This is a genomic window from Flavobacterium xizangense (assembly GCF_054075145.1).
In genome coordinates this window covers 38,706-51,369 of sequence record NZ_JBSIPG010000007.1, presented here as the reverse complement: position 1 = coordinate 51,369, position 12,664 = coordinate 38,706, and the positions used below count along the sequence as shown (strand labels likewise).

14 protein-coding genes are annotated in these 12,664 nt (G+C 33.2%); 8 read left to right on the top strand and 6 right to left on the bottom strand.

Features of this window, described 5'->3' with window-relative positions; genetic code table 11:
* Positions 1–83 precede the first annotated feature (83 nt).
* Both ACWA1B_RS15985 and ACWA1B_RS15980 read left to right on the top strand, forming a co-directional pair.
* The gene (locus ACWA1B_RS15985; RefSeq protein WP_456908562.1) at positions 84–458 is read left to right on the top strand and encodes a hypothetical protein; all 375 of its coding nucleotides are present in this window, start codon (positions 84–86) and stop codon (positions 456–458) included.
* 153 nt (positions 459–611) lie between these two features.
* The gene (locus tag ACWA1B_RS15980) at positions 612–1,364 is read left to right on the top strand and encodes an SDR family NAD(P)-dependent oxidoreductase (protein WP_456908560.1); all 753 of its coding nucleotides are present in this window, start codon (positions 612–614) and stop codon (positions 1,362–1,364) included.
* Positions 1,365–1,418: 54 nt separating this feature from the next.
* Here the strand turns inward: ACWA1B_RS15980 and ACWA1B_RS15975 are convergent, their stop codons facing one another.
* From ACWA1B_RS15975 to ACWA1B_RS15955, 5 genes are read right to left on the bottom strand one after another with little or no spacing between them, the layout of a single operon-like run.
* Positions 1,419–1,979, bottom strand: a complete 561-nt coding sequence (locus ACWA1B_RS15975; protein WP_456908558.1) for a MepB family protein — start codon at positions 1,977–1,979, stop codon at positions 1,419–1,421.
* 58 nt (positions 1,980–2,037) lie between these two features.
* Positions 2,038–4,053 (bottom strand): hypothetical protein, encoded by a 2,016-nt coding sequence (locus tag ACWA1B_RS15970; protein ID WP_456908556.1) that lies wholly within the window; start codon positions 4,051–4,053, stop codon positions 2,038–2,040.
* Entirely contained in the window at positions 4,050–4,601 is a 552-nt protein-coding gene (locus tag ACWA1B_RS15965) for an RNA polymerase sigma factor (protein ID WP_456908554.1), read from the bottom strand. The genes ACWA1B_RS15970 and ACWA1B_RS15965 overlap by 4 nt, the downstream gene beginning before the upstream one ends.
* Positions 4,602–4,653: 52 nt before the next feature.
* Positions 4,654–5,052: a hypothetical protein gene (locus ACWA1B_RS15960; protein ID WP_456908552.1), complete on the bottom strand. Its 399-nt coding sequence runs from the start codon at positions 5,050–5,052 to the stop codon at positions 4,654–4,656.
* A 7-nt stretch (positions 5,053–5,059) separates the two neighbouring features.
* Complete coding sequence (locus tag ACWA1B_RS15955; RefSeq protein WP_456908550.1) at positions 5,060–5,935, bottom strand: protease complex subunit PrcB family protein; 876 nt, start codon at positions 5,933–5,935, stop codon at positions 5,060–5,062.
* 191 nt (positions 5,936–6,126) lie between these two features.
* Between ACWA1B_RS15955 and ACWA1B_RS15950 the strand changes: the two genes are divergently transcribed.
* The 4 genes from ACWA1B_RS15950 (at position 6,127) to ACWA1B_RS15935 (ending at position 9,587) form a co-directional block, all read left to right on the top strand.
* Positions 6,127–7,500, top strand: coding sequence for a DNA recombination protein RmuC (locus ACWA1B_RS15950; RefSeq protein ID WP_456908548.1), 1,374 nt, complete (start codon positions 6,127–6,129; stop codon positions 7,498–7,500).
* A gap of 189 nt (positions 7,501–7,689) precedes the next feature.
* Positions 7,690–8,238, top strand: a complete 549-nt coding sequence (locus tag ACWA1B_RS15945) for an acyl-CoA thioesterase (protein WP_456908546.1) — start codon at positions 7,690–7,692, stop codon at positions 8,236–8,238.
* A gap of 40 nt (positions 8,239–8,278) precedes the next feature.
* Entirely contained in the window at positions 8,279–8,671 is a 393-nt protein-coding gene (locus ACWA1B_RS15940) for a VOC family protein (protein WP_456908545.1), read from the top strand.
* A 376-nt stretch (positions 8,672–9,047) separates the two neighbouring features.
* Entirely contained in the window at positions 9,048–9,587 is a 540-nt protein-coding gene (locus tag ACWA1B_RS15935) for a YceI family protein (protein WP_456908543.1), read from the top strand.
* Positions 9,588–9,679: 92 nt separating this feature from the next.
* Here ACWA1B_RS15935 and ACWA1B_RS15930 read toward each other — a convergent pair whose 3' ends face one another.
* Positions 9,680–10,591: a TIGR01777 family oxidoreductase gene (locus ACWA1B_RS15930; RefSeq protein ID WP_456908541.1), complete on the bottom strand. Its 912-nt coding sequence runs from the start codon at positions 10,589–10,591 to the stop codon at positions 9,680–9,682.
* Between the two features lie 98 nt (positions 10,592–10,689).
* Between ACWA1B_RS15930 and ACWA1B_RS15925 the strand changes: the two genes are divergently transcribed.
* Together ACWA1B_RS15925 and ACWA1B_RS15920 are read left to right on the top strand one after the other, a co-directional pair.
* Positions 10,690–11,352 (top strand): TetR family transcriptional regulator C-terminal domain-containing protein, encoded by a 663-nt coding sequence (locus ACWA1B_RS15925; RefSeq protein ID WP_456908539.1) that lies wholly within the window; start codon positions 10,690–10,692, stop codon positions 11,350–11,352.
* Positions 11,349–12,653 carry an ABC1 kinase family protein gene (locus ACWA1B_RS15920; protein WP_456908537.1) on the top strand — a complete coding sequence of 435 codons (1,305 nt, stop codon included), beginning with the start codon at positions 11,349–11,351 and terminating at the stop codon, positions 12,651–12,653. Before ACWA1B_RS15925 ends, ACWA1B_RS15920 begins: the two co-directional genes overlap by 4 nt.
* Positions 12,654–12,664: the final 11 nt, after the last annotated feature.

Here is a 12,664-nt window from a genome sequence, read left to right as displayed (position 1 = left end):
AAAACAAAAGCAAGATCAAGTCGTAAATTTTTCAAGTGAGGAATTCGTAACATTATAGAAAGAACGCTAAATAAGTAAAAGTTATGGAAACGAATAATTTAGGCTCAAAAAAAATAAATGGAGTACAGAAAAATGTAGATGATACAAAAGGCAAAAATGTTTCACACGATGGAAAATCAGAATCTGTTAATTTGAAAAAAGAAGTTGTTGCAGATAAAGAGGGAAATAAAGAAGTTGTGGAAAGAGCAAGAAACGAAAATGAGAAAATCAAAAAAGTTGCCAATGAAATAAACCCAAATAATCCAAACGTAAATCGGGGTGTAGCAACAGATGAACAAGCTAAAAAAACAGTCGAGAATAAAGACCGTAATTCAGATATTACACCAAACCGTTATCCAAATTCAAATCCCGAAAGTCATGAAGATCGTGGAAATATGAAATTGGATGGAGAGAATTAAAACATTACGGATTTTTTCTTAAAAAGAAGTCGTTTTAGGGTTAAATAACATTTGATTAGCATATCAAGTTAATGTTATTTTAAACTCCGGTTTTGCTGCTGTCGTTGCGTGATATCTTCGTAAATTGTAAGGACAATTTAAAATTACAAGAATATGGCACTTTTAGAAAACAAAGTGGCTTTTGTATCTGGTGGTGGTTCAGGAATTGGGCGCGCGGTTGCAGAAGCTTATGCTCGGGAAGGAGCAAAAGTGGTCCTTTCGGATATAAATGTTGAACATGGTGAAGAAACTGTAAAAATTATAAAAGACAGTGGAGGCGAGGCTTTTTTTGTAAAAGGAGATTCGTCGAGCGCAATGGATAATAAACATATGGTGGAGGTGACAGTTTCAAAATACGGCCGACTTGATATTGCCTGCAATAATGCCGGAATGGGCGGGCCAGCAAAACCAACCAGCGAATACGAACCTGATGTCTGGGATCGTGTAATTGCGCTTAATTTGAGTGGTGTTTTTTATGCGTGTCGCTATCAGTTAGAGCAAATGGAAAAAAATGGCGGTGGAAGCATCGTTAATATTGCCTCAATTCATGGTCAGGTTGCAGCGCCAAACAGTCCTGCTTATACAGCATCAAAACATGGAGTAGTGGGATTGACTAAGAATATTGCGGCTGAATATGCATTAAAAAATATTCGCTGTAATGCTGTTGGGCCGGGTTATATCGAAACGGCTTTACTGAAAGACAATCTGACTCAAAATTTGATGGATGCCGTTGCGGCAAAAGCACCAATGAACAGACTAGGAACTGCTCAGGAAGTTGCAGATCTGGTTGTGTTTTTGAGCTCTGAAAAATCCTCTTTTACAACTGGAAGTTATATTATTGCAGATGGAGGTTATACTGCAATTTAACTTTAAAATATAAAAGTGAAAAAGGCTGTCTGTTTAACCAGGCAGCCTTTTTTATTAATAGGAAATCAATTTTTTAAAAGCGTCAAAATCAGGTTCAGGAACTATTGGATAAAAATAATCCAATTGCCATTGCTGCGTTTTTTTAGCTTGTTTACTTTCAGTTTCATCCCAAGGCGGATAAACTCTGATGGCTCTTTTTCCTTCTTCTGTTTTTGAAGAGAAAACGGCCTTTTCCAGCATAACATTTTTTGGAAAGATAAATTGTCCCAAAAGATTATCTTTTCGAACACTTACAATGACAAAATCGATGGTATCAGAATGATCAAAAGGCTCGATAACTCCGAGTCTGCTTCGTTTCCACAAAGTGACAAACTGCCCAGTTTTTGCTGGAGTGATTTTAGCTTCACGATAACAAACATGTTTTTCATTCATCAGGAAGCGGTAGGCACTATAATCAATGCTTTCACTTTCCTGCTGCGGCTGAGTGCAATCAAAATCAAAACAATCATAAACCAGTTCTTTGGCTAAAATTAAATCCTTGGGGAAAGATTTGTGGTTCGACCAATGGTTTTTTACGATCATTTTGAGAAGACTGGCTTTTAGGCTTGTTTTCAAAATTATGTAGGTTTAGGGGGTTACGTTGATTTTGGGGTTTAAATAGTTAATAAATTTTTTAAAATGAGACATTCAATCCAAAATTCAACCCCCATTGGAATTGATTGAAAGACTGACTGCTCAAAGGATTAATATAATAATTCATAGCTGGTTCTACAAAAATATTTGTTTTTTTATACACTCGATATTGGACTGTACTGCTCAAAGTTGAACCGTAAACGAACTCATTTGCGTTTGCGTTTTCGCCAATCGAATTTCCATCAATAGCAATGCTGTTTGAAATTAGTTTTCCAACAAAACCGCCCGTATTTAAACTGATACTTGCTTTGTTTTTGGAGAAAACAGCATACGAAACCTCTAACGGCATTTCGATATATTTCAAGCTCTGATCTAAGTTTCCACTCTGAATGTTATCACTTTTCAGTGCATTTTTTGTGGTATTAGAAACCAGTACATAACTTTCGTTTGTTGCAATCTGAGGAACGGTCGCATTTTGTATTAAATAATCGCTGGTTCCTAAAAATGCATTATTTTTCGTGCTAATATATGAAACATTTGCAACACTTTGTCCTAATTCATTTATTTTAAATCCAGAACCTACAGTCCATTTTTTGTTGAGCTTGTATTTTGTTTTTACTCCGTAACTATTGCTTTGTTTAGAATCATTGACGTTGCCCAGCGTTTTATCATTTTTATAGTTTTCAGAACTTGCTACTCCTGCAAAAACTTCAACCGCCCATTTTTCTTTATTTGCAGTGGTTTTTGGATCTTTTTCTTTTCCTTTTTCTTTTTTCAATTCAGGAGTAATGATTCCTTTTTCTAGATTTTGAAGTTCAGCTAATTGCACAGAATCCTTCTTGCTCAAAATATCATTAAATTTTGAATCGCGTTTTTGTGTTTTATCAGCAATTACATTTTCCGATTTCTGAGTCTTATCTAAAGTTTCCTTTTTATTTTCACTCAGCATATTTGGCTTTCTTTCCGTTGAATTTGTTTTCGAAGTATTTAAAGCAAGATTATTTGCATTCGAATTTAAATTGCTTTCAAAAATAGAATTTGGAAGTTGATTTTTTGAAGTCGCATTAAATGAATTCGTTGTTTTGCTTGTAAATGTTTTTTCAGCCAAAACGTTGTCAAGATTTCTTTTTTCATTTTCAGAAAACTGATTTTTTCCAGCAGAATTAAATCCGTTTTGTTTTCCTGAAGTGTAATTTTTAAACGCAACAGCTTGATTCGTATTTCCTTTTTCGTTGTTTGATTTTTTATTTTCAGAAGTATTAAACTGATTTTTCTCAGCTGAATTAAATCTATTTTGTTTTTCTGGATTGTAACTTTTAACTGCTACAGCCTGATTTGAATTGCTTTTTTCAGCGTTTAATTTCTGAGTTTCTGAAGCATTCAGTTGATTTTTCTCAGCTGAATTAAATCTATTTTCTTTCGCTGAATTGTAATTTTGAACTGCAACTGCCTGATTCGAAATTTGTTTTTCTGAGTTTGGTTTTTGATTTCCAGTTACAGATAGCGGATTATTTTTCTCGTTAGCCGTTTTTCCTTCGGCGACAGCCTGATTTGTATTGCTGTTTACAGCATTTGATTTTGAAACATTTGATTTTGAAACATTTGATTTTGAACGTGCAGTTTTAGAAGCATTTTCTGTTTCTGAATTATTTTCAGCAACTGCTGTTTCTTTCGTTTGATTTATAATCGAATTGTTTCTAGAGTTTGTAACCTTTTCAGAATCTGGTTTTAAAATTTCTTCTTTATTGTTTTCCGAATTTTGATCTTCTGTTGAAGTCGGTTTTTCATGATTTTCACCATTTTTATTTTCATCAAGAACTACATTGTTTTTTTCTACAGAAGTACCATTACCAATTTTATTACCCGAATCAGACAGAACTGCAGGAAGTGATAAGCATAATAATAAGCATGCCGCAGCCGACCACCAAAGAATTACTCTTTTTTTCTTTTTAGGTTTGTCTAATTTTTCCTCAATACCAGCCCAAAGTTCTGGTGGCGGAACACTCGAAAAGTCTTCCAATGATGAAAAAATATCTTCTATTTTTTGCTTCTTCATGCTATTTTAAAATTTTTTATGCTCAAAATCCTTTTCTGCAAAATTCCCTTTGCCCTGTTTAAATTTGATTTTGATGTTCCCTCTGAAATCTTCAATAATTCGGCTATTTCTTTATGTTTCATATGTTCAAAAACATATAAGTTGAAAACCGTCCGGTATTGATCGGGTAAATCCCGAATATATTCTAATAGTTTTTCTTTTTCTATCGGAATCGTTTCTAATTCTTCTTCTTCGATAAAATCAGTATCAGGGTCAAAAACATCTAAAAAGAAACTTTCTTTTTTCTTTTTATTTAAAGTTTCAATGAGTTTGTTGATGAAAATTCGTTTTAGCCAGCCTTCAAAACTTCCTTCAAATTTATATTGGCTTATTTTTTGAAAAACAATTACAAATGCTTCTTGAAAAACATCTTTAGCATCATCTTCATTTTTCATATACTTTAAGCAAATACCATATAGAACCGGCGAAAACAGCTGATAGATTTTCAGCTGTCCCTCCCGGTTATTCTGTATGCAGAGCCTAATGTATTTTTCTAAATCGTCTTTCAAAAAAAGTGGTATTGTTTGGTTTTGCAAAAATAGTTTTTATATACTTAAAAAACTACCTTTTGAAGATACTGCGTGCAGCATCTTGATTATTGCTTACAATGGTTAGGTTTTGATTGTCAAGGTTTTCTATCACGTATGTTTTCCCTTCAAAGGTAATTAGGTCGTGTTCTGCATGATCAGAAAAACCAATTCCTTTTCCTATTTCATAAGAACTGTTTCTGATTTCTACATCATTTTTATAGGTGATAACTCTTCCTTCAGGAGTAAAAATTACTTTTTTTGTAAAGCCAGCAGTTTTTGGGGTCGCTGTGTAAGGGTTACTCGCTCCTCCGATCGATTTTTCCCAAATCCAAGTATTCACAATTGAGCCCGAATTTAAATTGGAAGAATCAATTGAATAGGCGGTAGTAAAAAGTCCAAAAACTATAAGAAATAAAAAATGTTTCTTCATAATCAGATTATTTTAAACTTGTGATTTTATCTTTGATTGCTTTTTTGAAAGCTTTGATATCTGCACTTTGATCAGCAGTATCGTTGTTGTCTATGAAAATTTTAGTTGTAGTTGCACCTTGTTTCCATTGGAAAAAGATACCACCTTGATCTGCTGCATCTGGAGATCCGTACGTTTTGGTTTGTCCTTTTAAGTTTAAAATTTCTGAAGGAATAATTTTTCCAAATGCAGTATATTCACCTCTTTTAGTTTTTGCAGAATAAGCTGATTGGTCGAAGTTGAAATTTCCTGAAGCTGTGCTCAATAATTTTAAAATATTGAAATCATTTAACTGATAAAAGTTTTGACAATCAGATCCTGTACAATTTCCAAAATAGCTTCCAATAATAATATTATCCGGAGTTTCAGTTGTCTTATTGAAAATAATGGTTTTACCTGATCTTGGAATCAAAATAAAATCTGAAGGATATGTTGTACTTGTTGAAATATTTTCTCCTGACTGTGGTCCGCTTTCATAGTAACTGATCACCATTTCGCATTTGTTTTCTACAATCGAAGTCATTTTTATAGTATAACCGCTTGTTGTTTTCATTCCTGAAAAAATACCAACTAGCATGTTTTTAGTAAAATCGATATTAGCATCGGTAGCAACCGGACAAGTATTTTCGTGTTTTGTAAAAAGTGCTTCCATTTTATCTTGACTTGTTACAACAACGGCTGCTGGATTTTCAGGTAAAGTTTTAATGGCATAATTGCATAAAAGAGGAAAACCAGTAAATCCTAACTCTGTATTTGCACCGCAATCAACATTCATATCATCATTTCCAAGCGAGCATGCGCTCAATCCAAAAGCTATAAATAAGCTCAACATTAATTTTTTCATTGTATTATTTTAATAGGTTATATTTTGTAGATGGCTGAGTTATAAAAAGGTTGCGTAGAAATTTGTTTTTTCTTTTATTTTTTTTTCAAAATGATGATTTAATTTAGAATAGATGCGAATTCGTGAAATTTTAATTTTAAAGATTTACTACTACGTATTATTGCGTACTTTTACTTAAAAAAAACTTAGGTATGTTGGACTTTCTTCCCATTTTATTGTCTTTTATCGTTGCTCTATTTTTAGGTATTTACTTAGGAAAACTTTTAATGTCGGCCAAATCTCATGCGGAGAAAGCGAGTTTGGAAGAAAAATTAAATGCCAATTTAAATCAGCTACAACAGCAAAAAGAACAGCTTGAAATGGAAAGAAATAATTTTCAGAAACAAGTTCAATTAATCAATACTGAAAAAGAAAATATCCGAACAGAAAAAGACAGTCTGGCAATTCAGCTTTCAAAAAAAGAAGTCGATTTTGAAAATTTGTGGGAACGCCATAAAGAACAGAAAGTTGAAATAACAGAGCTTCAGGAAAAATTCACCAAAGAATTTGAAAATCTGGCAAATAAAATTCTCGAAGAAAAGTCGGCTAAATTTACAGAACAGAACAGCGAAAACATGAAAAGCATTCTGTTGCCCCTTCAGGATAAAATTCAGGGATTTGAGAAAAAAGTCGAACAAACGCATAAAGAAAGTATCGATTATCATGCTGCGTTGCGCCAGCAGATTATTGGCTTAAGTGAAATGAATGCGCAAATGAGCAAGGAAACCCTGAATTTGACCAAAGCTTTGAAAGGCGATACTAAAATGCAGGGAAATTGGGGCGAATTGGTCTTGGAACGTGTTTTAGAAAAATCAGGTTTAGAAAAAGGACGCGAATATGAAGTACAGCAAAGTTTTACCAACACAGAAGGAGCCCGAGTGCTGCCCGACGTTGTAATCAATTTGCCCGATGGGAAAAAGATGATCGTCGATTCTAAAGTTTCGCTGGTAGCTTACGAAAAATGGGTTAACGAAGAATCGGAAATATTGAAAATTGATTTTCTAAAAGAACATGTCAGTTCTATAAAAAGACATGTCGAGCAACTGGGAAACAAAAATTATCACGATTTATATCAAATTGAAAGTCCAGATTTTGTTTTGCTTTTTATCCCGATAGAACCTGCTTTTGCAATTGCTTTGAATGAAGATTCTACATTATATAATAGAGCTTTCGATAAAAATATTGTAATTGTAACTCCGACTACTTTATTGGCGACTTTGCGCACAATTGATAGCATGTGGACGAATCAGAAGCAACAGGAAAATGCTTTTGAGATTGCGAGACAAGCAGGAGCACTTTATGATAAATTTGAAGGTTTTGTGAGCGATTTGGTCCGAATTGGAAATAAAATCAAAGATACCAAAACTGAATACGAAAGCGCTATGAATAAATTGGTCGACGGAAAAGGAAACTTGATTTCAAGCGTTGAAAGACTAAAAAAAATGGGTGCAAAGGCAAAAAAGTCGCTTCCTGAAAGTATTATTGCAAGAGCCTCAAATGAAGACGAAAATCAATTTTTGAATTAAACAAAGTATAAATATTTTAAACACATATAAATATAGGTCTTATCTTATGTAGAGAGCATAAAAAAAGAAACTCGTTTCTAACACATAGCACTATGCTTGTTTATGGAAGTGAGACGTCTTTTTTCTAATTATAAAATCTATGATTCTATGGGTTTAAAAATCAACACAAACATACCAAAAAACAAAAACATGGCTACAGATTTCAAACTCGTTTCATCATCAAAAATTAGTATTTCAGAATTAATGCTGCCATCGCATACCAACTTTAGCGGTAAAATTCATGGAGGATATATCTTGCAATTACTGGACCAAATTGCGTTTGCATCGGCATCAAAATTCAGTGGGAATTATTGCGTAACCGCGTCTGTCGATACAGTAAACTTTTTAAAACCTATTGAAGTAGGAGAATTGGTAACTATGAAAGCTTCTGTAAATTATGTAGGAAGAAGTTCAATGGTTGTTGGAATTCGCGTAGAAGCAGAAAACATTCAGACTGGCGTAATAAAACATTGCAATTCGTCTTACTTTACAATGGTTGCAAAAGATAAAGAAGGTAAAAGCGTTCAGGTTCCGGGGCTTATTTTATCAAGCCTGGAAGAAGTACGCCGCTTTAGAAAAGCCATCAAACATATTGAAACAAAAAAAGAAGTTGAAGAGCATGAAAAAGTTGCCAATGTGAGTTCTATCGAAGATTTAGCAAGCTTGGATAAATATAATGTTCTATTAGAAATCAGTTAGATTGTCTATCTTTAGGTTATAACATTAAAATTACAACACAATGGTAAAGTTTGGATATACAATATTATATGTTGAAGAAGTCGAAAAAGCAATTGAATTTTATGAAAATGCCTTTGGATTTACAAGGAGATTTATTAGCCCAGACAATGATTATGGCGAATTAATCACAGGAGAAACCACACTTTCATTTGCATCAAAAAAATTAGCAAACCAAAATTTAAAAGACGGCTTCATTCAAAGTAATTTAGAAAATAAGCCTTTTGCAATTGAGATCGGTTTTATAACGGATGATGTTGGAGAATTAGTACAAAAAGCAACTTCTTTTGGAGCCGTTTTAATAACAGAACCAACGAAAAAACCTTGGGGGCAGGTTGTGGCTTATTTACGTGATCCCGAAGGATTTTTGATTGAAATTTGCACGCCTGTTCAGTAATAAAATTGAGGTAAAGTCCCTATGGGACAAATAGCGATGTTTATATGTTTTTTTTCTACCAATATTTAATTCCTAACGGAATATCTCGTAGAGATTATATATTGACAGAAATATAATAGAACACAATCTTTTTTTGTCCCATGGGTACTTCATAATTCACTGTACTAATTTTTCATCCAAAATATTCACAAATTTTTAGCAGTAGTTCAAGAACTTTGTAAATAGAAATTTCGTAACTTTAAGTATACAATTATTAGGTTAAGGAATATCTCACGGAGTACTGCCATTCTATTTTTTTAAGCTATTATCTTAAGTTCTGATTTTCTCTTCTTAAAATAAAAAAATCGAATGACATAATTGTTTAATGATGACGATTATGAAAAGAACTACTTTATTAATTTTACTTTTTACCGCATTTTCTTTGCTTGCTCAGGATAAATTTAAAACCAATTCAGCGGTTGTAAATTTTGAAGCTTCTGTTCCTTTTTTTGAAGAAGTGAAAGCGGTAAATAAGCTCGGAACTCTTGTTCTTGAGCCTGAAACAAGTACACTTATATGTACTGTTATTATCAAAGATTTTCGTTTTAAAATGGATTTAATGCAGGAACATTTTAACGATAATTATATTGAAAGCCATCGTTATCCAAAAGCAGTTTTTAAAGGCAAAATCGAAAAATTCGACCTAAAAAATATCGATGAAACTGAAAGAGAATACGACATTAAAGGAAAACTGTACCTGCATGGGAAATCGAAAATAATTGCTGTAAAAGCGCTGATGAAAAGAGTTCCTGAAGGAATTCAAATTGTGTCAAATTTTCCAATTTCTGTAGAAGATTTTAACATCGAAATTCCTTATGTTGTAGCCAACAAAATTTCAAAAACCGTCCAGACGGATTTAACGGGAATCATGAAATAAAAATTGACGAAGATCTTTACAAATTCTTTTGGTTTTAAAATAAATGGGTAGCAGCAATTCACCTCAAGAATTTGTAGAGTCTGAGTCGTATGTTATTGCAGGCAACTGCGAAGTGTTCGCTCTAAATCTGTAAACTGGAATTCAAATCCTGTTTTCTGTATTTTTTGTGATGAAACTCGTTGACCTTTTAAAACCGCTTTACTCATTTCTCCAAGTGCAATTTTTAAGAAGAAAGCGGGTATTTTAGGAAGCCAGATCGTGTAACCTAAAATAGTTGCTAATGTTCTTGAAAACCCCGAATTTCTTGTATTATCGGTAATACAGGCATTGTATACACCATGTATACGTTCATCGGTAATTGATTTTAGGTAAATTTGAACTAAATCATCAATATGAATCCAGGGCAAATATTGTTTTCCTGAACCTAAAACCGCACCAAAACCCGATTTGAAACTCGGAACAACTTTTTTTAAGAAACCTTCGTCCTTTGCAAAAACAATTCCAGTCCTGATTTTTACCGTTCGAATTCCGAGCGTATTTATTTTATCGGTGGTATTTTCCCAAACCTGGCAAGTTCTTCCCAGAAAGTCATTTGCGGGCGGCGTTTCTTCATTGCAAATTTTGTTGCTGGTAATTGCCCCGTAAATTCCAACTGCAGATGCAGAAACAAATGCGTTTACTGTTTTGTTGTTTTCTTTCAAAATTGAAAAAATAAGTTCGATAGGTTTTGTTCGGCTTTCTAAAATTGCTTTTTTGCGTCTTTTAGTCCATCTTTTTTCAACAATTCCTTCGCCGGCGAGATGTACAATATAATCAGCATTCAGAACGGCTTCTTTCTCAATAAAATTTCTTTTGAGATCCCATTTGTAATACGTAATAGATGGTGTGTTTTTTTGTTCAGATCGGCTCAAAACAGACACTGAAAAGCCATTGTCTATAAGAACATCGGCTAGGTGCTTACCAATAAATCCTGTTCCGCCGGTTATTAAAACATTTTGAGCCATAATAGTTTATAATATATTTAACAGTACTTCTTGTTTAATGATTAGTAAAGGTACTTAAACAATGTTTACCTTTATGGCAAATTCTAAATTTTAATAAAATGGCGACTAAAAAAAAGGTAATTACCAAAGATGATCTCGTTTCAATATACATGAATGAAGTTTTAGAAAAAGGCCAAAAACCAAAATCCGTTTTTCATTTTGCGAAGGAAAATGATTTTACAGAAGCGGAATTTTATGCTTTTTTTGGGACATTAGAAGGTTTAGAAAAAGAAATATTTCGACTGTTTTTTGAAAACACAGTCAACTTGCTTCACAAAAACGAAGAATATCAGCACTATGATATGAAAAATAAAATGCTGAGTTTTTATTATACTTTCTTCGAAATTTTGACTGCCAACAGAAGTTATGTTCTTCAATCGCTTAAAATCGACAGAAATCCACTTAAAAATTTAGTTCAGCTGACAACACTCAGAAACAGTTTTAAAGAATATGTTTCAGAAATTCTAACTGATGATTACAGATTGGAGCTGGAAAAACTTCAAAAATTTCAGGAAAGCGCCATTCAGGAATCGGCTTGGTTGCAGTTAATGCTGACCATAAAATTCTGGATGGATGATGAATCTGCTGCTTTTGAAAAAACTGATATTTTCATCGAAAAATCAGTGAATGCGTCCTTCGAATTGATGAATGTTGCGCCAATGAATCATTTGATTGATCTTGGAAAATTTCTCTTTAAAGAAAAAATATACAGCAAACAATGAAAACAATCGATTATATACCAACTTCGAAAATAGAAAGAGCGGGAAAACTGGTTCAGACCGGTGCTAAAATTGGCGTAAACTATGTAAAACATTATGCAGAAAAAATAGTTAATCCAGATTTGACCCGAGATAAATTAAATGAAAATAATGCAGAGGATATTTATGACGGATTAAAAAGTTTAAAGGGAAGCGCGCTGAAAGTTGCTCAAATGTTGAGTATGGACAAAAATTTCCTGCCTCAGGCTTATGTCGAGAAATTCTCGCTTTCTCAGTTTTCTGTTCCGCCGCTTTCTGCTCCTTTGGTTTTAAAAACGTTCAAAAGTAATTTCGGAAAAACGCCATATGAAATTTTTGACGACTTCAATCCGAATTCTATAAATGCAGCGAGCATTGGCCAAGTACATTTGGCGAAGAAAAACAACAAAAAGCTGGCTGTTAAAATTCAGTATCCAGGAGTTGCAAACAGTATTTCTTCTGATTTGGCTTTGGTAAAACCAATTGCCATTAGAATGTTTAATCTTCAGGGGAAAGATTCGGATAAATATTTCAAAGAAGTCGAAGACAAATTGATTGAAGAAACGAATTATTTATTGGAATTAAAACAAAGTCAGGAAGTTGTTGATGCTTGCAGTAAAATTGAAAACATCGCTTTTCCGAACTATTATCCAGAATTTTCATCAGAGAAAATTATCACGATGGACTGGATGACCGGAATTCATCTTTCAGAATTTACGACAAAAAATGCAAATCAGGAAGCTAGCGATAAAATAGGACAGGCGCTTTGGGATTTTTATATGTACCAAATTCATGTTTTGCGAAAAGTACACGCAGATCCGCATCCAGGAAATTTTTTGGTTGATGATCAAAATCAATTAATTGCATTGGATTTTGGTTGTATGAAACAAATCCCAGAAGAGTTTTATACACCGTATTTTGAGTTAATCAATAAAAATGTAATTACTGACGAGAAGCTTTTTAATGATAAGTTATACGAATTAGAAATTCTTCGTGAAGATGATACGCCAGCAGAAGTTGAATATTTCACGGAGATGTTCCATGATTTATTATCGCTTTTTACTAAGCCTTTCCAGAATGAAACTTTCGATTTTGCTGATGAAACTTTTTTCAACGCGATTGCTGTATTAGGAAAACGCTTTTCTGAAGATACTAATTTGAAAAAAATGAATGGAAATCGTGGTTCTAAGCATTTTATTTACATGAACCGTACTTTCTTTGGACTTTACAATTTAATGTTTGATTTGAAGGCGAAAATTGTGGTGGAGAATTATTTGAAGTACTAAATTTTGTTTTT